Origin of the sequence: Paenibacillus sp. GCM10028914 (genome assembly GCF_042666275.1) — a bacterium.
Classification (GTDB): domain Bacteria; phylum Bacillota; class Bacilli; order Paenibacillales; family Paenibacillaceae; genus Paenibacillus_AQ.
The window spans coordinates 161647-182299 of the sequence record NZ_JBHTFO010000018.1 but is presented as its reverse complement, the minus strand read 5'-3'; the positions used below and the strand labels follow the sequence as shown (position 1 = coordinate 182299).

The following is a 20653-nucleotide window of genomic DNA, read 5'->3' as shown; positions in this document are numbered from 1 at the left end:
AGGAAATCATGATGCTGCAAGGATTATCACGAGCTGGGCTCGGTACGATTGAAAATAATGAACAGTTTCTGGAACTGGCATCCCGTTATCAATTCCAAAGTGTAGATCTAGAAGCGAAAGATCTCATCAATGAGCTAGGGGCTGAAAGAGCTAACGAACGACTCAAGGAACTCGGATTATCTATTGGCACGATCGGCCTTCCTGTCGAATGGAGGGCTTCTGATGCGCAATTTTTGCAAGGGATTTCAGAGCTACCTGCAGCCGCTGCAGCCGCTTCTAGCTTAGGCTGCACCAGATGCTGCACCTATATCCTCCCATCAACAGATTATTCAGCAGCACACTTTATGGCCATTGCAACCAAAAGACTGCGCATCTGTGCCGATATTCTCGGCGCGTATGGAATTAAGCTTGGATTAGAGTTTGTCGGACCGCATCATCTACGTACGCAGTGGAAGAACCCTTTTATTTGGACTCTTGATGAAACAATAGACTGGATCGATGCCATTCACGAACCGAATGTTGGTTTATTATTTGATTCGTATCATTGGTACACGAACGAACTAGACATATCGGATATCCTGCGCCTCAAAGCAGAACAGATCGTGCATGTACATATCAATGATGCCAAAGACCTCCCTGTCGATCAGGTCCTAGACAACGATCGCCTGTATCCAGGAGAAGGCGTCATTGACCTTGCTGGTTTCTTAAAAGGTCTTCATGAGATTGGATATCAAGGGCCAGTAACACAGGAAATCCTGACCCCAGCAACTCCTAACGATTCACCAGAAAACTTGGCAGCCCGTTCACGAAAAGGTTTCGATAAAGTATTCAAAGCAGCCGGATTGCTGTAGAGGAAATCTGGGACAGAGCATTTTGCAAAATGAAGAAGAAAGAACGCCTGAAGCAAGTGATCGCTTCAGGCGTTCTTTTTAATCATTGAGAACAATCTGCTCATCTGTCGATTTCATCAATACCATTTCCTGATGATGGTCCGACGATTGATAGGCTCCAAGGATAATCTCAAGCGAGTGTCTTGCATCTTCTCCTGTAACCATAGGTTTTTTCTCACCGCATACTGCTTTCACCATGTCCTCGATCTGCATACGATGTCCATCAGGAACAACACGGAATGGTTCAAATTCAGGAAGCTCAACATTCTCGCCCTCAATATCCAAAGTCACGATGTTATCTTCCTCAATTACAAGCGTCCCTTTTTCTCCATGAATCTCAAGCCGCTGCCCCTTACCGTTATAAGCGGTAGTAGTAATCTCAATCATTCCCATTGCGCCATTCTCGTACTGAAGCATGACAATTACGGTGTCTTCCACTTCAATCTCCCGAAGAACCGCCTTCGCTCTTGCATTTAAAGAACTAACCGGCCCAGTAAGCCATTGCAGCATGTCAACCGTATGGATCCCCTGATTCATCATCGCTCCCCCGCCGTCCATGTCCCAGGTTCCTCTCCACCCTGCACTGTCATAGTAAGCCTGATCACGATAAATTTTAACATAAGCAGAACAAAGACTAAGCTTGCCAAGACGTCCCTCATGAATCAGCTGCCTCGCAAATTGAGCCTGAGGAGACATTCTTCTTGGGAATACGGTCGACAATATCACATTGTTCTCTTGACAAACTTGAATCATTCGGTCGATATCCTCCAGCTTAATCGCCATTGGTTTCTCGACTAAAATATGCTTCCCAGCGTTTGCTGCAAGAATCGTCTGCTCTGCGTGGAGTCCGCTAGGGGTACAGATACATATAACATCAATATCTGACCTGCTTAAAAGCTCTTCATAACTATCACATACATCAGCGGGATAAGTCTCTGCAAATTGAACCGCATTATCATGGGCATGATCATACACAGCGACAAGTTCCGCTTTTTCCGTGTTTTGAATGCCCTTGGCATGAACACTGGCAATAATTCCGCAGCCTACAATACCAAATTTGACTGACCTTAATTCCGGATGACAGTCTGACATGGGATCCACCTCCAAACTCGATTTTTATATTGGCTTACACACGCCGGATTAGCTCTGCGTTTTCATCAGCGGACACCGCCGCTTCTGAAGCTGCAAGGATATCCTGATGGCTTAATACATGTGGACCACCGGAAATTCGACTTAAAAAATCTTCTGAAATACTATCAAATGATTCGAAATCTTCCTTCTCTACCATTCTCCATTCCTCTTTGTCATTCATATAGAGCAGCATTCCATCTCGATCACGTAACGGCTCGCCTTCTACCCTGACTTCAGCAGTCCCCTTCGTTCCCGATATGAAAATCCGTCCATCTCCCCAAGTCCAGCATTTTTCAGGTGTATGCCAATCCGCATACAACTGGGATGTCATGCCATTATCCAATACAACCTGTATACTTGCTGCATCATAAAAATCGGGATGCTCAGGCATTATCAGTTTGGACATATTGCCTGTTGCCGAGCGCAGCTCCTGCCCTGTCAAATAACGAAGAAGGTCAAAATCGTGCACCAATAAATCCATGATGATTCCCCCAGATTCCTGTTTGGAGAAGTGCCAAGCGGGACGTTTGGTAGGATTAAGCTGATGCGGCTTACGCATCGAAATATGCACGAGCTCTCCAAATGATCCTTCATCTATCAAACGCTTAAGCGTCCTGATTTCGGGGCGAAATCGTTCTGTAAGCAGCATGCCAACTTCTATCCGCCCTCTGTTCAACACAGCTTTAAGCCGATCCAATCCATCTCGTGAGGTGACTGCAGGTTTATCAATCATGATCGGCTTTCCATAGACTTCACAAAGCTCGATTATTTCAATCTTTTTATCGTTCACTGAAGCGCACCCTACAAGGTCAACCTCTTCAAGTAGGAGGGATTCGCGATCCTCCACTCGCTGAATATCATATTCAGCCGCTATCCGCTCAGCGAGCTCGATATTATTCGGTTCATACATGCCTGCACATCGGTGCCCAAGAGATAGCATTTCTTTAATGAAAATACCGATATGCGCATGCTCACAGCCAATGATTGAAAAGGTCATCTGTCTTGTCTTCGTTCTCAAAGTCTTATGTCTCCTTCCTCAAGTTGTTCGATTGTGAGCTTCGTCCATCCACTGTCTGACCACTTCCAGATCATAAGCGAGTCGTTCTTCCACCGGATAAGGGGCAAAGTTCTCAAGCGTGATCCATCCCTTATAATCCGTATCTAGCAAAGCCTTAAACAGCTCTCTATGATCGACCTCCCCTTCCCCCAGTCTGCACTGGAGAAAGTGCTCCATACCATGCCGTGTACGATTCGTAAACGTGCCTGCTGCGCCTGCTTCAGCAATACGCTTCTCATCCTTCACATGCACATGAAACAGCTTGGATTTCAGACTATGCACGGAATCACTGCCATAGTTTGTGTCTGCAATATACATATTGCCTGCATCATGAATCAGACCTATATTATCTGCACCGATCATTGCAAGCAGACGAAGTGCGCTATCCGAGGTTTCTACGAGACTTACATTATGGATCTCCAAGAGGATCCTTTTATCATGCTGACGAGCTTCCTCCGCACATTTTCGCAGCCAATAGGCTGCTTTTTCATAGTGATAATCAGCTGCGAGGAATGCGTTAGGCCCTCCTTGAAAAATGCGGACCATCGGAGCTTCCAGCAAATCTGCCTGTTCAAGAAGTCGGCAAAATTCCCCTAACGCCTTCTCACAATCTCGATCACTACTTTCGGAGAAATGACCGGCATAACCAGCAAGTGCAGGAATGGCCAGATCGTATTCATTCGCGATAAGCCTCATTTCCCTCACGCGCTGTATTGAGGTGTCAGCTGAAAGATGCGGTTCTCTGCAGGCAATTTCCAAACCGTCAAAACCTAGCTTCGCTGTAATCGCCATTGCTTCATGAATGCTGTAATCCATCATCGAACCACTGAAAGCTGCATATTTCATAGCATCCTTCCTTTCTAGTAATCATTTATTTAATGCCGGAGGAGGCATGATTTTGAACAAAGTATTTCTCCGCGAATAAAAAGACGAGCAGAATCGGAACCAGACTAATCAATGCAGCGGCGACCATGAGTTGCTCGTTGCCTACCCATTGCCCGCCAAGAGAAAGAATGCCAACCGGAAGCGTGAGTTTTTCGTTGCTGGTCAAGTAGATGATCGGAGCCAGGATTTCATTCCACTTTCCCATGAAAGTAAAGATCGCAAGTGTCGCAAGCGTCGGACCCGCCATTGGAATGAAGATTTTCGCGTATATTTGAAATGGATTACAACCCTCAATCTTGGCAGACTCCTCATATTCCCTAGGGATATTCATAAATGCCTGTCTCATCAGAAAAATACCAAAGGGCTGCGCGAGCCACTCAATAATCCAAAGAGGAGTCAGCGTATCTAGCATATTGAGAGAGTTGAATATAATAAAATGCGGGATGATGATAACTACAGGCGGGATCATCATCGTACCGAGAACCATCACAAACAGTGCATTTTTCAGTGGAAATCGAAGCCTAGCAAACGCGTATCCTACCATGGAACAGGACAGCAAGGAGCCAGCTACGGACAGCAAAGACACATAGAAGCTGTTGCCAATGTACTGGCCGAAATTGCCTAAACCAAGAACCTCGACATAGTTCGACCACTGAAAAGAATCCGGTATCCAGATCGGCGGAATGGAAGTGTACTCTTTATATGTTTTTAATGAGTTCATTAGCGCTGTAAAAAAAGGAACGATCATCACTAGAGCGCTGATTGTTATCACCACATAACCGAGCGTTCTGGCCAATAATCTATGTTTCATGAGGGTCCCTCCTTTCAAGAGTGACTTCATTTCATTTCAGTTAATCATTCGTAATGAACCCATTTCTTCTGCATCCTTAATTGAATGAGCGTTAACACGAACAGAATCGTGAACAACACCCAGGACAAGGCAGAAGCATAGCCCATTCGAAGATAAGTAAACCCTTCACGGTACAGATAGAGCATGAGCACTAAAGTTGAATTTTCCGGCCCTCCTGCTGAGGCTATCTCACCCCCGCCTGTCAGAACATAAATTTGTTCAAAAGCCTGGAAGGTTGATATGGTGCTTAAAATGATAACGAGAAAAGTTGTAGACGAAATCATGGGCATTGTAATATGTGTAAACTTCCGAAATACACCAGCCCCGTCAATTTCAGCAGCTTCGTACAAGTCCCCCGGCACACTCTGAAGACCTGCCAAATAAATGACCATGATATAGCCAATCCCTTTCCAGACTGCAATCAGCACAAGCAGTGGAATGGCAAAATCAGCATCCTGCAGCCAGCGCTGAGGCTGTAAACCAAACCAGTTCAAAATAGCATTCGCAAAACCGAATCGGGGGTTGAAAATGGCATCAGCTACGTACAAAATGACAGTCCACGAAGATATAACTGGAATAAAATGCGCCATTCGAAACCATTTAAGCCCCTTAAGCTTTTGATTCAAAACGACCGCTAGAACGAGAGCTAGTATCGTCTGCAGCGGAACGAACAGCACGGTAAAATACAACGTGTTCCGAAGTGACTTCCAAAACACCGGATCGTTAAACAGTCGCTCATAATTTCCAAGTCCGTTCCAGACCGGGGGATTCAACATATCGTACTCGGATAAACTAAAATACAGGGATGCTGCCAGAGGACCTGCCAAAAAGATAATAAAATGTAACAAATAAGGGGAGACCATAAGCAGTCCCCATCTCCCCTCATGATTCAATACTGTACGCCGTTTAGCCGGGATTCGATTCATACTCGACTTCTCGCTGATAACACGGCTCATAACAATCCCGCCTTTCCTGCGAAAGAGCTACTTCTTAAGATAGAAATCATCCAGAACCCCTTGCACATCTTTGTCTGCACCTGCAAGCGCATCATCGATGGAGGCATCTCCAAGAAAAGCCCGCAGAGCATTTTCGTTAAACTTACCGACCCATTCTTCCCATACCGCATTGACATCCAGTGTCTCGGCGAACTCCAGACTGTCCAGAAATGCCTGACGATTAGCTGGCCGTTCACTATACTTTAAGAACACGTCGGAGTTGGCAACTGATTTCTTGACTGGAACCGCTTCTCCCAGTTCTGCCCATTGCTTTTGTACCTCATCTTCTGTAGCCCAGTATTTCACCCATTCCCATGCTGCCTGCGCCTTAGCATCGGTAGACTTCTGATTGATGACCCAGGAGTTCGCGATAACAGGTGATACACGCTTGCCGTCCGGCCCTTTAGGCAGAAGCGTCACATCATAATTTAGTCCCGCTTCATTCGCTGCCAGCACCCGAGCGTAAATCCCGATCCTCATAGCAGCAGAACCACTTGGGAATACGGCCATCGAGCTCTGAAATCCTTTCAAATCAACGGGGTCGGTGATGATTCCCTTCTTCATCCCATCGACCATCCATTCAAATGCACTCTTATTTTCCGCAGATGTAATGATCGATTTCTTCCCTGCCGGATCGAGCACACCTCCGCCATAAGATTTCATTACAGAGAACCATCCCTCCGTAATACTGAAAAAGGTGAGACCAAACTGATTGACATTCCCCGGGTCAAATCCAGACTCCTCTGGAGTTTTGCCACTTGCGTCCAAGGTTAACTTAGCCGCATTTGCCTTCAGATCTTCCCATGTCCAGTCCTCTGTCGGATAGGCAACACCAGCTTTATCAAACATATCCTTGTTGTAATGTAAGACTGCTACCTGGATTCCCTGTGGAACTCCCCAATACTTCCCATCCGGATCCTTATTAAAGTCAAGACCGTAATAATCGTCTTTATTTAAGTCTCGTGAAATCCATTCACTCAGATCTCGCACAGCACCACGCTCAGCGTATTTCATTACATAAACACCATCGGAGAGCCACACATCAGGTGCTTTGCCAGCTGCGATCTGGGTATCAAGCTTCTGGAAAAACTGCCCGTATGGTGCGCTTTGAGCAGTAACCTTAATCGTCGGATGCTCTTTCATGAATGCATCAATTAACTGCTTCATCTTGGCATCAGATTTTCCATCAGAATAATATCCAAGTACGATCTCCACTTCTTCTTCCGTAGGCTTCATCACCTTCTCGTTATTCTCACCTGTGGTATTCCCTGGATCAGCAGTCTTCGACGTTTGCCCTGTGTTTCCACTCGAGCATCCTGCCACGACCAAACTCATAGTCATGACGATGACGAGCAGCACTTTTCCCAAAAAAGATCTTCTCATCTACTCAACCCCCAGTATCATAATGAACCCTAGATTTCGGTTATTTACATTTCATGTCATTCAGAAGTGTGACATTTATGTTCGGCTATCTTACACACAACTTGAATTTTAAGGTCATCCTACTCTCCCCTTTCAAGCTTTCACTGTAATAAAGCGCTTTCTTTTCTGTAGTATAATTAACTTCCCTTTGACCTAACATGAGTTTTTATTTACAACTTGTGGTTTTTTGCTACAATATTCCTTAAAATTATGTCATTAATAAACAGGGATGTGAATGAAGATGAATATCCGAAGGCTGTTACAACCCTCGCTTTCCATCAATAAACGTCTCATGCTGCTCATTGTGTTCTGTATTGGCATCCCTGTGTTTATGATGGGCTGGCTATGGTATACCTCATCTACCGGAACGATAGAACAGTCCTCCATCGACACGAACAAACGAATCATCGAACAGACAAATAAGTATTTAGATCTCTATATATCCAATCTCGAAAACTCAACCTATCCCTTTGTCAATCATCCTCAGATCCAGCAGTTTCTCGATGCTCCCACACTGACACCTTACCAGTACTACTCAATCTCTGAAAAAGTTGAAAATGATTTGTTCGCGCAAATGATCTACGGCAGATCAGATATCATGGGCATGTCGCTCGTCACGCATCACCAAAGGCAGATTACAGATTTCAGTGAGGCGGATAAACTGATCGATATGAGAGAAATCCGAACTCGGAACATCTCATTGTTGAACAAAATGGATTCCCTGGACAATTACCAGGTGCTTGGCGTGAGTTCGGTCGGCTCAACCCCTGTATTAACCGTCGCTCGCAAGCTTAATAGCAGCTCATCCTATCTGTACAAAGGCTTGCTCATCATTGATCTGAATCTGCGGCAAATTGAAAATATATTCGAGAATGCCTCTCCCGGTGGATTCACTGTCTGGATTGCATCGAAGAATGGAGATATTGTTTATCACCCTGACGAGTCACTCATGGGAACTCATGTATCATCCAGGATGCTTGAGCAGATCCAGACTGGCGAATCCGGTTATTTTCGTTACGATCAATCCTCCCGGGAAGACCTTGTTATTTATGAAAACTCTCAAATTACAGACTGGATTGTGGTGGCTGACATCCCGCTTCGCACCATCATCGGCAATCTCATCCATTTGCGGAATCTCTCTTTAATAGCAGCTGTTATTCTTGTGCTCATCACCCTATCGGTTGTTGGAGGCTATTCCCTATTCCTTACGCGCTCACTTACCTTCCTGCAAAGACTGATGTCTCATGTAGAGAGCGGGGATTTCACCGTTCGTTCCCACTCGAATGTCCAGCGAAAAGATGAGGTTGGCTCTGTGTATCGAAGTTTTTTTAAAATGGTTAGCGAATTAAATCGACTCGTTAAAGAGGTGCATTCCTCAAAAATAAAGGAACAAGAACTGATCATAAAACAAAAGGAATCCGCCCTTCAGTCCATGCAATCCCATATCAATCCTCATTTCTTGTACAATTCGCTTGAAATCATTAATTCCCATGCCATTATCGAAGGCAATCGAGACATCAGCCGGATGACTGGGGCGCTGGCGCACATGTTCCGTTACAATATTGGTAATGCAGCCCAAATTGTATCCTTACAGGAGGAATTAACACATATTCAGTCCTATTTAATGATACAACAGGCCCGTTTCCGCAATCTCAAGGTGGATATCCAGCTAGACCAAGAGATGTGGGGTTCCCGAATTTCAACCGTTCGCCTAACACTACAGCCACTGATTGAGAATGCATTCATACACGGATATCAGGGTAAAAAACCAACCTATATCGGCATTATTGGCGAGGCTTGTAAGGGATATTTTTCACTACGGGTAATCGACCACGGCATTGGAATGCCAGCAGGTGTTCTTGATGATTTACAAAATTCATTCGGCTCCATAAACCTGGACCGACAATCCGTCAACACGGCTACCTCCGGGATTGGACTTCTTAACGTGCACGATCGACTTCGTCTTACTTTTGGAAATGATTATGGACTTTATATCCTTCATTCATCCGGTGAGGGTACTTCTTTTGAAATCCGCCTGCCTTACAATTACAGCCAAGACCAAGAGGGGGTTATCTAATGTACCGTTTAATGATCATTGATGATGAATATATGATTCATTTGAGTTTGAGAAAACTGGTAGAAACTTCGGGGCTTGAGATCGAGGTAACAGCAGAAGCTGAAGATGGACAGGAAGCACTTGAGCTGCTGGAGAGCAGCAGTCCAGATATTATCGTTACGGACATTCGCATGCCAGAGATGGATGGCCTTTCCTTTATACATGCTGCACAGCAGCGAAAACAGGGACTACGGTTCATTATATTGTCCGGATACAGTCATTTTGAATATGCTCAGCAAGCAATCCAGTATGGTGTATCTCACTTTTTGTTAAAACCAGTTGATCCAGAGCTATTTCTTCAATCTTTATCACTGGTGTATAACGAACTGAACAACAAAGAAGTCCGTTTTATTCGCCAAAATGATTGGCTTGTGAAGTATCAGACGCTAGTCAATGAGCTTACTTCCCATATCTGGTCAGCGGATGATGGAGAAGCGCTTAACGCTTTGAAGAGAGCATGTCAGCATTATGATAATATAGAGCCTGGAGAACTGAGCTTCCCACAATTCTCGAGCAATTTAATTCGTCTTCTTGAAGAACAACTAAAGGCAAGGTCTTTCATATGGTCTAAATCTAAAGTAGATACTTCATCATGGCCGAACAATCAGGATGCTTGTCTGTCTTTTCTTCAAGATATCATTACAGAGCTAGTCATGGAGATCAAAGGATCGCGTAATTTAGGGGCTCGTCACAATATATTGAAGGCAACCCGCTTTATCGAAGAGCATTACGCCGAGGAGGATCTTTCCCTAACGAAGGTGGCAGATTCTCTAGGGATGTCGGTGGCCTATTTAAGCCGCTCCTTTAAAGAAGAGATGAATATAAATTTCGTAAAATATCTTATCAAGGTGAGATTAGATAAGGCAAAATCCCTCCTGGAAACAGATAGCTGCTCAGCTACAGAAGCCGCTTATCAGGTCGGATTTACCGATTATTCGCATTTCAGCAGAACATTCAAGAAACATTTCGGCTTAGGTCCATCCGAATACCGAAAGTGGGGCGGATAGCTTGATTTCTTGTGTATATACAAAAAAGTCTTCCGTTTTCCCAGAACAGCAAAACGGAAGACTTTGATTTTATACAACTAGCTCGATGGAACAGCCATTCACAGGTGGATACATTTTAGCGGAGTACGCCATCTTTTACCGGTATGCCGAAGTTCGGAGTTCCATCCTCATTCCAAGTGAACACTTGAGCCCGTGTATGCCGATTCGGATCATACAATGGATCTCCCGTAATCTCCTTGTAGTTACGTGCATGATAGATCAGTACATCATCCTGTCCATCCTCCGACACAGTAAAGCTGTTGTGGCCAGGACCGTATTGCCCTGTTGCTTCATTCGTTTCAAAGACAGGCTTCGGAGACTTCTTCCAAGAAGAAGGATCCATCAGATCAGCAGATTCATCGGCCGTCAGTAGACCCATACGGTAATTGAAATCGGTGGCGCTAGCGGAATAAGCAATAAAAATACGACCATTTCGTTTGAGCACCGCCGCACCTTCGTTCACACGGAATCCGATAATTTCCCAATCATATTCCGGCGTCGAGATCATAACTTGCTCACCGGTTAGAGTCCAAGGGTTTTCCATCTTGGAAATATATAAATTGGAGTTGCCTTCGATTTCAGGATCCTTTTGAGCCCAAACATAATATAACTCTCCATGGTGCTCGAAAGTTGTTGCGTCCAGTGCGAACGATTCCCAGCGGGTGCGGACCTGTCCTTTCTCCACCCATGTTCCTTCAAGCGGATTAGCATTCTCGTTCTCAAGCACATACATCCGGTGGTCAAACAGACCGTCCTTGGTCTCTGTCGTTCTAGCTGCCGCAAAATATATATACCACTTTCCCTGAATATAGTGAATTTCAGGTGCCCAAATATTCGCACTGAGCGGTCCTGTTTCGTATTTTCGCCAAGCTACTACCGGAACTGCATCACTAAGGCCCTGGATGGTTGCTGAGCGCCTTACCTCAATCCGGTCATATTCCGGAACGGAAGCAGTAAAGTAATAAAAACCATCGCTATGCTTATAAACCCATGGATCCGCTCTTTGCTCCACTACCGGGTTGATATATTCGTTCTCTCTTTTGATGTCCATGTTGATATCTCCTTTTTGTCTAAAAATCAACTTTCAGTCAGATTCATACAACTTAAGCAATATCGAGCCATGAGGGGGGAGGGTCACATAAACAGACCCGCTATTTATTTCGATCTCGTTGCAGCGCCACAAATCTCTAGCTTTCAGGAAAGAATTCGCCGTAGATCCAATTAAAGCTAGATCAATCCGCGAAGACAGAGATTCTTCACCAAGATTGAAGACCGCAACATACTCTTGTCCCTTCACATCGTGAGAAGACCAGATCCTCATTTCCCCCTCGCTCTTCACAAGCTTTCCACCTGTTCCGTAACGGTGTAAATAGAGAACCTCTTCATTCGTTAACAAGGACAGCGTCCACTCGTCATTGTCTCGAAGCTCGCCGCCAAACATAAGCGGTGAGCGGAATATACTCCATAGCGTCATCATGGTGATCTGCTCATCACGGGTAAAACGGGTAAATCGATCTCCTCCACCATCCACAGATCGGATACCTAGATGCCCGAGTGGCAACATGTCGCAATCCGGCCAATGCCCTGGACCGACATAGGGAGCCCATTTCTCACACCGATCAAACATATCGCGCAGAAGATGCCAATGATCCCAGTAATCATCCGTTATACGCCACAAGTTTGCATGACGAATCAAATGCTCAGCCTTATCCAGATGAGCCGGTCCTGGCGACAGGCTCAGGACCATATCTCTGCCACAGCGGTCTATCGCTTGACGGATCAGCTCGACTTCGTCCAGATGATACCCGTAAAGCCGAGAATCGGCGATATCGTCCACTTTGACATAATCGACTCCCCACTCCGCGTACATCTGAAACAGCGAATCATAATATGCCTGTGCACCTTCTTTCGATGCATCCACTCCATACATATCCGTGTTCCACGGACAAATGGAATTTGTATGAGCGATGTCCCTCGCACTAACTATTGATCCGAGAATCGGCATAGCCGAATGCACCGCCTGGCGCGGAATACCGCGCATGATGTGGATTCCAAACTTCAATCCAAGTCCGTGTACATAATCTGCCAGCGGCTTAAATCCCTTTCCTCCTGCCGAAGAAGGGAATCGATTCTCTGCCGGGATCAACCGGGAGTACGCATCTGTTTCCAGTGGAACAAAGGGACGATACTGTGATGAATTGGCCTCAGGTTCATACCACTGAATATCGACAACGACGTATTCCCAGCCGTAAGGTTTTAAATAATGTGCCATATATTCCGCGTTGCCTCTTACTTCGGCTTCGTCAACACTAGCCCCGTAGCAATCCCAGCTATTCCACCCCATAGGTGGGGTTAGGGCAAATGAATGGTGTTTCATCACATATCACATTCCTTTCCGTACGGATGTGGCCTAATTCCACCTAGGGGCAAGAGGAAACGGGCAATCCGAATCCTGAAGCTTAGCCCGAACGGCGACCAAACAACCGCAGTATCGGCAAGTCGTTCCGTACTGGAGACCAGGACATTCTGAACATTGCTTCAATCGAACTTCGTAATTTTCATCGGGCACCGTTTCCCTGCCGCGAGATGCAATCTCAATCAATCGCTCCAGCTTTTCCGGTGATACATGCACACTTTCCGTACAGCCCTTACATCTTTCCTGACGGACCTGCATCTGACCTCGCTCCTTACTATATGCTTTACATCAGGCTAGAACCTGATTGCATTACATATCAATCTGCAGAATTCTCCTGGGAAAGCTTCTTGATCACAACATCCGTAAGCGGAACGTTATAAACCCGAAGCTCATCCATCATCCCTTGATAGGCAGCATCCCACCAGTTAACCCCCAGACTGAATGTACCGGCATCATTGTTAAAAATGTCTGGGAATCCAGCGCCAGAGAACTTTTGTTCACCGTCTACATACACTTTCACTGCTCCCTTATTAACAGTGAAGGCCAGGTGATGCCATTCGTTCGTGCCAATTCTGGAGCCTGTGGTAGCGTCATACCATGCTTCGCCTGACCACAGCATTGTATTGTGATCCCAAGAATCCGGCACGAGGCTGATCCAGCTATTCTTAGCATTCGCTCCAAAAAAGCTCGTTGTGAATTGAGTGTGCTGATCTGGCTTCAGCCACAGAGAGACAGAGTAGCTATTCCCCGTAATGAGTCCGTCAGCCAGTTTGATACCTGATTTCCCGTCAAAAGCAGCGGCTTTGCCGGTCACACCCTCAGCATAAGTAATCGTTCCTCCAGTAGAATCGATTTTTTCTCCCGTAACAGTCCCCTGTGCAAATCCACCGGTCGAATCCGACAAATTATTTTCAAAGGAATAGTGCGATGTCAATCCGTAAGATGTATCAACAGGAACTACCGTAACCGAAAACTGTTTCGAAGCTTTTACGCTTCCCTTTGTAATCGTAGCGGTCAGCTTCGTAGTTAAATTGGCTTCACCTGGTTCCGGAGGATTGATGATACCTGTATTTGAAATCACATTTGCATCTGCAGTAGTCCAAGATATTTTGGTTCCCCTCATACCTTCCACAGGCAGCGTTAAATCGTTCATCACCTTAGTCGTATCACCAAGGCTCAAATCACCTTTTACGGCTGCAACGATTTTCTTATCATTTAACTCCGGCTGCTTGATACCCCAAACAGTTTCACCATTGGAGGAAATCGCAGTAAAGGTCTTCGTTTCCTGTCCTTGTTCCGCATCCCATCCGTCAACAAATACACCATCATAGGTCACACCGTCGATCGTTAATATCGCTTCGTATTTGTTATTCAGCGCCCACGTTCCTGTAACATCCCCGGTAATCGTCTTATTCTTATTTAGTGTAATATTCAGCGATTTCTGGATGTCTCCAGAATAGGCAAGTCCATGATTCACAAACTTGTAATCGCCAGCTAACTGAGGCAGAGCCTGGTTCTTAAGGCTTTCACCGGCATATCGCTCAGGAGCTGTAACAAGCCAGCCGTTCTTATTCATGAACATTTGATGGACCCTCAGCTCATGTAATTCCCCTTTTTGCGGGAATCTGGTGTGGAAATACAAAAAGTATTTGCCACTTTCTTCGTCGTACAAGACGGAATTATGCCCTGGCGAGACATATCCGTAACCGATTCCGGTCCCAGCATCACCGATCTCCCGCTCAAACAGGAAATTACCAATCATCTTATTTCCATAAGTATCATTGTCCGTTTTATCCGGTAAAACCGCGTTTTTCCCTGAAGTATCCACATAAGGCCCTTCCGGTTTAGTCGAGCGGAATTGTCTCATGTTATATCCGCCATTTGCGCCAAGCCACCCGTAAGTAACATTCAAATAATAATAGCCAGAAGACTTGTCATAAAAAATATAAGGTCCTTCGCCTGATTTCGTATAACCACCCGCAATTTTGGTACCGAAATAACGGTCGATGACTCTTCCGTCCTCGGTTACACCATCCTCACCAGGATAAATCACTTGTCCCGTAACCGGATCGATCTCCAAGATGAAGATCCCTCCTGACCAGGACCCATAAGTCATCCACAACTTCCCTTGCTCATCAAAAAACAAAGTTGCATCGATCGCATTGGGAAAGATATTGTTATTAAAGGAGCCATCTTTGTTAAACCAATTCGGGCTCACTTCCTTTATCGTACCTTCCATAAGCAGCGGCTCAATATTGGTATTACTCCATTTTTTATCCACTTTACTGTCCGCATCATAAGCAGATTCTGCGGTGAAACCGGAGTAAACAACCGTATCCACATAGGTATACGGACCTTCAATATTTTTAGACACCGCGTATCCGATAGCTGAACGAATATAGGTTGAAGAAGCACTGTAATACATCATATATGCTCCGGTTGTCCCATCCTCGTTCTTGTAATGCTCGTTCCAGATGACATCAGGCGCCCATACCGAGAATCCGCCTTTGCTATCCGAATCATTCTCTCCCGCCCACGCAAATGAGCCCGCCAAATTCTCGGAAAGATTATCAAAAATCACATTACCTGGTGTCTTATACCCATTGGTGAACGTGGTCCAGTTCATCAAATCAGTAGATTTAGCTGCGTCAATATGGGAGCCAAATACATAGTAGGTAGAGTCCTTCTTTATGATGGAAGGGTCGTGAACAGATACATTCGTGAAGACAGGTGGATGGTTCTTAGTTGGTGTCGGTTTCTTGCTCTCTGCTAATCCCACTGCTGGCAATATCATCGTGAGCGCAAGGAGTCCGACTAGACATTTACTCACATTTTTCATATGAACTTTCCTCCCCTGTATTTAGAAAAGCCGGCAGCCGATCAGACTTTTTAAGTCGTGGACGAACTGCCGGCCCTTGGCTTGTATTTAATTATCCAATGGTTACTGTCACAACCGACATAGCAGGAAGCTTCAGGTTCACTCGGTTATCTTCCACGGTTACCTCTTTGAATGCAACAGGTTTCACGTTATCCGGTTGTTCAAATGTGTTGTGCGCATTAATACTGTCAGCTGTGATGATCGTACCGGAAACTTTCGTTTCTCCGGCAGGAATACCGCGAAGTTCCAAGCTGAGCTCCGCTTCATTTTTATGATCAATATTAACCAAGCTGATATGTACCTTGCCCGACGCATCCTTGGAAGCAGATACAGTAACTTGCGGCAATGTCTCACCGTTGCATTCATAGCTACCAATGGAAGCTTCCACTGCCAGCAGCTCGGCATCCTGATGCACCTTGAACATATCGAACACATGATAAGTAGGGGTGAGAATCATCTTCTCGCCTTCCGTCAATATCATAGCCTGTAACACGTTCACGGTTTGGGCAATGTTTGTCATCTGTACACGGTCCGCGTGATTGTGGAAAATGTTAAAATGCAAACCTGCTACAAGAGCATCACGAATCGTATTTTGTTGATATAGGAATCCCGGATTTGTGCCTGGCTCTACATCAAACCAAGTGCCCCATTCGTCAATAATCATGCCTACCCGCTTCTCCGGATCATATTTGTCCATGATCGTGCTGTGCTTTGTAATCAATTCATCAATATGAAGAGCCTTCTTCATGGTAATGAACCATTCTTCCTCCGGGAAATCGAGAGCCGATCCTTTACCTGTCCAAAACTCTCCTGGGATTGTGTAGTAGTGAAGGCTTAATCCATCCATTAACCAACCTGCATTTTTCATCAGTACTTCGGTCCAGTTGTAATCATCTACATTGGCTCCGCCGGCAATTTTATAAAGTTTGTTATCACCATAATTACGTACATAGGTCTGGTATTGGCGATACAGATCGGCGTAATATTCAGGACGCATGTTTCCGCCGCAGCCCCAGTTTTCATTACCAACCCCAAAATACTTCAGCTTCCATGGCTCTTCTCTGCCGTTCTCCTGACGCCAATTAGCCATTGGGGATTCGCCGTCAAATGTCATGTATTCAACCCATTCTGACATTTCTTGAACCGTTCCGCTTCCAACGTTTCCACAAATATAAGGTTCACAGTCCAGCAATTCGCACAGCAGCATGAATTCATGAGTTCCAAAATGATTGTTCTCCACAACGCCGCCCCAATGCGTATTCACCATACGCTTACGACTCTCTCTTGGTCCAACGCCATCTTTCCAGTGATATTCATCAGCGAAACATCCGCCAGGCCAGCGAAGCACAGGAACTTTTATAGCTTTAAGTGCCTCAAGAACGTCGTTTCTTATCCCTTTCGTATTTGGAATTTGGGAGTCTTCCCCAACCCATATTCCCTCATAGATACATCTGCCAAGATGCTCGGCAAAATGTCCGTAAATATTTTTATTAATCGTCCCTTTGGATATGTCAGCATTTACGATAACGTTATGATTCATTTTTATCTCTCCTCCGCTTAAGTAATTTATCCTTTAATACCTGAATTCAGGTTGATGGATTGAATGAAATATTTTTGAGCAAACGCGAACAACAAAAGTGTTGGAATAATAGCTAACAACGCTGAGCCTATCAATTGTCCTATCATGCGGTAGTTCCCATATATATCTTGAAGCAGCAGCAAACCTGCTGTAATCGGCATTTTGTCTACATCCGTATAAACGATAACCGGCCATAGGAAATCGTTCCAAGATCCAACAAAGGAGAAGAGACCACATACGATAAGGATCGGCTTAATCAACGGAAGAATAATGGAATAATAGATTCTGAAATCTCCGGCCCCATCTACCCGAGCTGATTCGTCAAGGTCGTTGGGAATTCCTTTCAGGAACTGTCTTACTAGAAAGATGTTGCCCATTCCTGCTAAACCAGGAATAATCATAGCCCATGAGGTATTGACCCAGCCAAAGGCATCTATAATCTTATAAGACGGGATAATATTTACAACCCCTGGAAAAAACGATATGCCCAGCAGTATGAAGAAGAGCTTATCTCTACCTTTAAAGTTCAATCGAGTATATCCATAGCCAGTAATAGAAATGATGACAATTACTAGAAATGTGTGTAGTACTGCGATAAACACAGAGTTCATCATCCAGCGCATGATAGGCGCTGTGGAGTTATTCTGTAAAACAGCAATGTAGTTATCTATAGTCCAGTCAACAGGGAAGAGTCTAAACCCCGTAGACACCACTTCCGATTGGGAGCGGAATGATGTGGACAGCCCGAACAAAACGGGAACGACCCAAATGATGCAAAGGGCTATCAGGAACAGGTACGCAAAATACTTGGAGATGTTTATTTTTTTTGACATTCGATACTACCTACCTCTCGTTTCCTTTTCCAACATCTGCTGAAGTCACTAATTTGCATTCCGGTTCATTACATAGTACTGCAGAGCTGAAATTACAAGGATGACCAACCCGAGCAAAACAGCCATTGCGGATGCCATGCCGGCAATCGATTCACCGTGCCCGAAAGCAAGTTGACGGATATACATCATGAGTACATGCGTCGTTTGCCTTGGACCGCCATCAGTCATCATCAACGGTTGACCAAATACGTTAAAGGCCCCCGCGGTTGTCATCACAAAGGTATAAATTAACGGAAATCGAATAGAGGGCAACGTAATACTGAAAAATTTTCGCGAGGAACCTGCCCCGTCTATTTCTGCTGCTTCATATAAATCTTTCGAAACTCCGGCAATGGAAGCCCGGTAAATAATCATGTTTCCGCCCACACCGCCCCAAACGGTGATTACAAAAATGATAATCCAGGCATAAGGCTGTGTTGCCTGCCATGCAACTTGGGAGCCAAACAGATTTGATGTAACACCAAGCTGCTTATTAAAAATTAACAACCAAATCAAAGCGGCCGCGGAAATTGAAATCAAACCAGGTATATAAATAATCGCTTGAAACATACCTTTGAGTTTGACCTGCTTATGTTCCAATAAGACAGCAACCAATAACGGAATGACGATCATAAGCGGTACGCTGATAACAACAAAAATCAAGGTATTCGTTAGGCCGTTGAAAAACTGGGTATGAAATGTTGAACTGGTATCGAATAGAATGGTCTTGTAGTTCGCTAAGCCGATCCAAGTTGGATCATTCATTAGATTCCACTGCGTGAACGAAGCATAAATCCCGTAAATCGTAGGAATCAGGATAAAGATCAGAAACAGAATCAGATGAGGGCCAACGAAAAAAACAGGTGCATAGGATCTCTTTTTCATAGCCTTGTGATATCTCCTTTTCGGAAAATAATGTGCCGGCTGTCAAGTGACCAGCACATTATTTCCTTCTTTCTATTTTCTAAGGCTTATTTCGTAGAACTCTTACTGTTCTCTGCGATTTTATCCTCTACAAATTTCTGCATTGTCACCAAAGTCTCATCTAGGTCCACATTGCCATGAACGATATCAGCGCAATAGGTATCAACTGCTTCAGCTATATACGGATAGTATTCATACGTGTAAATATAGAGTGATTCGATTTCTTTTTCGTTCGAGGTAAAGAAGGATTGCATGTACTGCTCGTATTCAGGACTTTCATTGACTTGTTTACTAGCCACGATTTGTCCTGCCTTAGCCCATTCCAGAGAGTTTTCACGGATGAATTCCAAGAAAGCACCGATACCTGCTTCTTTTTCATCCGTACGTTTCTCGTTCTTCAGCATTGCAAACAAGTGAGAGGACGAACGGTTCGTAAATTTGTCAGGAGTAGGAGAATAAATGTTTGTCACTCCGAAATTCAGACCTTCAACGCCGGCATGAGCAGTGGAAGCCCAAGTACCATCTGTGGAAAACAATACATTTCCGGATTGGAACATCAAGTAACCGTCTTCACCAAATGGTGTCATCAAGCCAGCATCAGCGATCTTCTTCACATTCTCGAAAGCTTGCTTCATGACAGGAGTATTTACTGCCGGCTTTCCATCTTCCTGGATGTCCCCATTCAAGTTCTGAACTTGCGCTAGAATAACCCATCCAAGTAGTGCGTCGTTGACTACAAACTGATTTTCTTCCATTTTCCCTTGTAATGAGAGCATTTCATCAATGGTAACTACATCGTCATCAAGGAACGATTCCGCGTTATACTTTTTCAGCAAATCTTTATTGTAGTACATTGTGTTACTATGAATATCAAGAGGAACCGTGTACTGTGTGTTATCGATCGTTCCCGTTGACCAAGCCTGAGGCAGGTAGTTCTCTGCTTTAATCTCGGGCTGCCCGGCGATCGCTGTATCAATCGACTCCAGCACACCCTGCTTTACAAAGCCAGGAACACGGTCAGCATGAATAATTGCAAGGTCAGGTACACCTTTACCTGAGTTCAGAACAGTAGAAATCTTGGTATACATATCTGCCGTAATGACATGCTTCACTTTGATTTCTGGATTCGTTGCGTTGTAATCCTTAACAAGCTGATCCATATAAGCACCGTCATCCCCAGTAAGCGGTGTCCAGAACGTTATCGTCTTCTTATCATCACCGCCGCCGCAAGCTGACAACACAGTACTTAGTACGAACAACATTAACAATGAAATAACCCAGTTCTTTTTCAAAACCTTCATCTCCTTTATCATATTGTGACCTCATGAATCAGCACTTCTAAGGATTGCAATGTTGTGACACCCAGACTTAACTTGTACGTACATGTCGGAGTAGATTGAGCCCTTGCGTTTTGTAACCCCTTGCATTAGAAGGCGAGGCTAGATAAATCCAAGATCGACGTCCCTTCCCTCAACTACTCAATACTAGAACCGTAACAGCACCGATTATTCTCGGACACTTGAACGCTTTATCCACATCTTTTCTCTGTCATATGCTCTGATGATGCGGATGCCAAGTTCATCCCCTTCCAT

At 44.8% G+C, this 20653-nt stretch carries 17 protein-coding genes; 3 read left to right on the top strand and 14 right to left on the bottom strand.

Annotated elements, in window-relative coordinates; genetic code table 11:
* Nucleotides 1-11 precede the first annotated feature (11 nt).
* Nucleotides 12-851 carry a sugar phosphate isomerase/epimerase family protein gene (locus ACFQV5_RS21270; RefSeq protein ID WP_379251112.1) on the top strand — a complete coding sequence of 280 codons (840 nt, stop codon included), beginning with the start codon at nucleotides 12-14 and terminating at the stop codon, nucleotides 849-851.
* 78 nt (nucleotides 852-929) lie between these two features.
* On the opposite strand, the gene ACFQV5_RS21265 is transcribed toward ACFQV5_RS21270, so the two are convergent.
* The 6 genes from ACFQV5_RS21265 to ACFQV5_RS21240 are packed head-to-tail and all read right to left on the bottom strand — an operon-like array spanning nucleotide 930 to nucleotide 7191.
* Nucleotides 930-1982: a Gfo/Idh/MocA family protein gene (locus tag ACFQV5_RS21265; protein WP_379249753.1), complete on the bottom strand. Its 1053-nt coding sequence runs from the start codon at nucleotides 1980-1982 to the stop codon at nucleotides 930-932.
* Between the two features lie 34 nt (nucleotides 1983-2016).
* Entirely contained in the window at nucleotides 2017-3039 is a 1023-nt protein-coding gene (locus ACFQV5_RS21260; RefSeq protein WP_379249751.1) for a Gfo/Idh/MocA family protein, read from the bottom strand.
* Between the two features lie 18 nt (nucleotides 3040-3057).
* On the bottom strand, nucleotides 3058-3924 hold the full coding sequence (locus ACFQV5_RS21255) for a sugar phosphate isomerase/epimerase family protein (RefSeq protein ID WP_379249749.1): 867 nt from the start codon (nucleotides 3922-3924) through the stop codon (nucleotides 3058-3060).
* A 25-nt stretch (nucleotides 3925-3949) separates the two neighbouring features.
* Nucleotides 3950-4774, bottom strand: coding sequence for a carbohydrate ABC transporter permease (locus ACFQV5_RS21250; protein WP_379249747.1), 825 nt, complete (start codon nucleotides 4772-4774; stop codon nucleotides 3950-3952).
* 44 nt (nucleotides 4775-4818) lie between these two features.
* Nucleotides 4819-5739 (bottom strand): carbohydrate ABC transporter permease, encoded by a 921-nt coding sequence (locus ACFQV5_RS21245; protein WP_379251110.1) that lies wholly within the window; start codon nucleotides 5737-5739, stop codon nucleotides 4819-4821.
* Between the two features lie 57 nt (nucleotides 5740-5796).
* Nucleotides 5797-7191 carry an ABC transporter substrate-binding protein gene (locus tag ACFQV5_RS21240; RefSeq protein WP_379249745.1) on the bottom strand — a complete coding sequence of 465 codons (1395 nt, stop codon included), beginning with the start codon at nucleotides 7189-7191 and terminating at the stop codon, nucleotides 5797-5799.
* A 280-nt stretch (nucleotides 7192-7471) separates the two neighbouring features.
* On the opposite strand from ACFQV5_RS21240, the gene ACFQV5_RS21235 reads away from it, so the two are divergent.
* Together ACFQV5_RS21235 and ACFQV5_RS21230 are read left to right on the top strand one after the other, a co-directional pair.
* Nucleotides 7472-9307 (top strand): sensor histidine kinase, encoded by a 1836-nt coding sequence (locus ACFQV5_RS21235; protein WP_379249743.1) that lies wholly within the window; start codon nucleotides 7472-7474, stop codon nucleotides 9305-9307.
* Nucleotides 9307-10353 (top strand): response regulator transcription factor, encoded by a 1047-nt coding sequence (locus tag ACFQV5_RS21230; protein WP_379249741.1) that lies wholly within the window; start codon nucleotides 9307-9309, stop codon nucleotides 10351-10353. The genes ACFQV5_RS21235 and ACFQV5_RS21230 overlap by 1 nt, the downstream gene beginning before the upstream one ends.
* Nucleotides 10354-10468: 115 nt before the next feature.
* Here ACFQV5_RS21230 and ACFQV5_RS21225 read toward each other — a convergent pair whose 3' ends face one another.
* The 8 genes from ACFQV5_RS21225 to ACFQV5_RS21190 all read right to left on the bottom strand — a co-directional run bounded on the left by ACFQV5_RS21225 (nucleotide 10469) and on the right by ACFQV5_RS21190 (nucleotide 20362).
* Entirely contained in the window at nucleotides 10469-11443 is a 975-nt protein-coding gene (locus tag ACFQV5_RS21225) for a glycoside hydrolase family 43 protein (protein ID WP_379249739.1), read from the bottom strand.
* A gap of 33 nt (nucleotides 11444-11476) precedes the next feature.
* Nucleotides 11477-12769 carry a glycoside hydrolase family 27 protein gene (locus tag ACFQV5_RS21220; protein ID WP_379251108.1) on the bottom strand — a complete coding sequence of 431 codons (1293 nt, stop codon included), beginning with the start codon at nucleotides 12767-12769 and terminating at the stop codon, nucleotides 11477-11479.
* 33 nt (nucleotides 12770-12802) lie between these two features.
* A complete protein-coding gene (locus tag ACFQV5_RS21215) occupies nucleotides 12803-13066 on the bottom strand; it encodes a DUF6171 family protein (protein ID WP_379249738.1) in 264 nt (87 codons plus the stop codon).
* Nucleotides 13067-13124: 58 nt separating this feature from the next.
* Nucleotides 13125-15647, bottom strand: coding sequence for a LamG-like jellyroll fold domain-containing protein (locus ACFQV5_RS21210; protein WP_379249736.1), 2523 nt, complete (start codon nucleotides 15645-15647; stop codon nucleotides 13125-13127).
* A 91-nt stretch (nucleotides 15648-15738) separates the two neighbouring features.
* On the bottom strand, nucleotides 15739-17226 hold the full coding sequence (locus ACFQV5_RS21205) for an alpha-N-arabinofuranosidase (RefSeq protein WP_379249734.1): 1488 nt from the start codon (nucleotides 17224-17226) through the stop codon (nucleotides 15739-15741).
* A gap of 26 nt (nucleotides 17227-17252) precedes the next feature.
* The gene (locus tag ACFQV5_RS21200) at nucleotides 17253-18098 is read right to left on the bottom strand and encodes a carbohydrate ABC transporter permease (RefSeq protein WP_379249732.1); all 846 of its coding nucleotides are present in this window, start codon (nucleotides 18096-18098) and stop codon (nucleotides 17253-17255) included.
* A gap of 48 nt (nucleotides 18099-18146) precedes the next feature.
* Nucleotides 18147-19022, bottom strand: coding sequence for a carbohydrate ABC transporter permease (locus tag ACFQV5_RS21195; RefSeq protein WP_379249730.1), 876 nt, complete (start codon nucleotides 19020-19022; stop codon nucleotides 18147-18149).
* 86 nt (nucleotides 19023-19108) lie between these two features.
* Entirely contained in the window at nucleotides 19109-20362 is a 1254-nt protein-coding gene (locus ACFQV5_RS21190; protein WP_379249728.1) for an extracellular solute-binding protein, read from the bottom strand.
* Nucleotides 20363-20653 lie beyond the last annotated feature (291 nt).

Coding starts and splice junctions, on each gene's coding strand:
- ACFQV5_RS21195 (WP_379249730.1), bottom strand. CDS start 19,022: ATGAAAAAGAGATCCTATGCACCTGTTTTTTTCGTTGGCCCTCATCTG.
- ACFQV5_RS21210 (WP_379249736.1), bottom strand. CDS start 15,647: ATGAAAAATGTGAGTAAATGTCTAGTCGGACTCCTTGCGCTCACGATG.
- ACFQV5_RS21240 (WP_379249745.1), bottom strand. CDS start 7,191: ATGAGAAGATCTTTTTTGGGAAAAGTGCTGCTCGTCATCGTCATGACT.
- ACFQV5_RS21235 (WP_379249743.1), top strand. CDS start 7,472: ATGAATATCCGAAGGCTGTTACAACCCTCGCTTTCCATCAATAAACGT.
- ACFQV5_RS21230 (WP_379249741.1), top strand. CDS start 9,307: ATGTACCGTTTAATGATCATTGATGATGAATATATGATTCATTTGAGT.
- ACFQV5_RS21220 (WP_379251108.1), bottom strand. CDS start 12,769: ATGAAACACCATTCATTTGCCCTAACCCCACCTATGGGGTGGAATAGC.
- ACFQV5_RS21200 (WP_379249732.1), bottom strand. CDS start 18,098: ATGTCAAAAAAAATAAACATCTCCAAGTATTTTGCGTACCTGTTCCTG.
- ACFQV5_RS21250 (WP_379249747.1), bottom strand. CDS start 4,774: ATGAAACATAGATTATTGGCCAGAACGCTCGGTTATGTGGTGATAACA.
- ACFQV5_RS21265 (WP_379249753.1), bottom strand. CDS start 1,982: ATGTCAGACTGTCATCCGGAATTAAGGTCAGTCAAATTTGGTATTGTA.
- ACFQV5_RS21245 (WP_379251110.1), bottom strand. CDS start 5,739: ATGAATCGAATCCCGGCTAAACGGCGTACAGTATTGAATCATGAGGGG.
- ACFQV5_RS21225 (WP_379249739.1), bottom strand. CDS start 11,443: ATGGACATCAAAAGAGAGAACGAATATATCAACCCGGTAGTGGAGCAA.
- ACFQV5_RS21205 (WP_379249734.1), bottom strand. CDS start 17,226: ATGAATCATAACGTTATCGTAAATGCTGACATATCCAAAGGGACGATT.
- ACFQV5_RS21270 (WP_379251112.1), top strand. CDS start 12: ATGCTGCAAGGATTATCACGAGCTGGGCTCGGTACGATTGAAAATAAT.
- ACFQV5_RS21255 (WP_379249749.1), bottom strand. CDS start 3,924: ATGAAATATGCAGCTTTCAGTGGTTCGATGATGGATTACAGCATTCAT.
- ACFQV5_RS21190 (WP_379249728.1), bottom strand. CDS start 20,362: ATGAAGGTTTTGAAAAAGAACTGGGTTATTTCATTGTTAATGTTGTTC.
- ACFQV5_RS21215 (WP_379249738.1), bottom strand. CDS start 13,066: ATGCAGGTCCGTCAGGAAAGATGTAAGGGCTGTACGGAAAGTGTGCAT.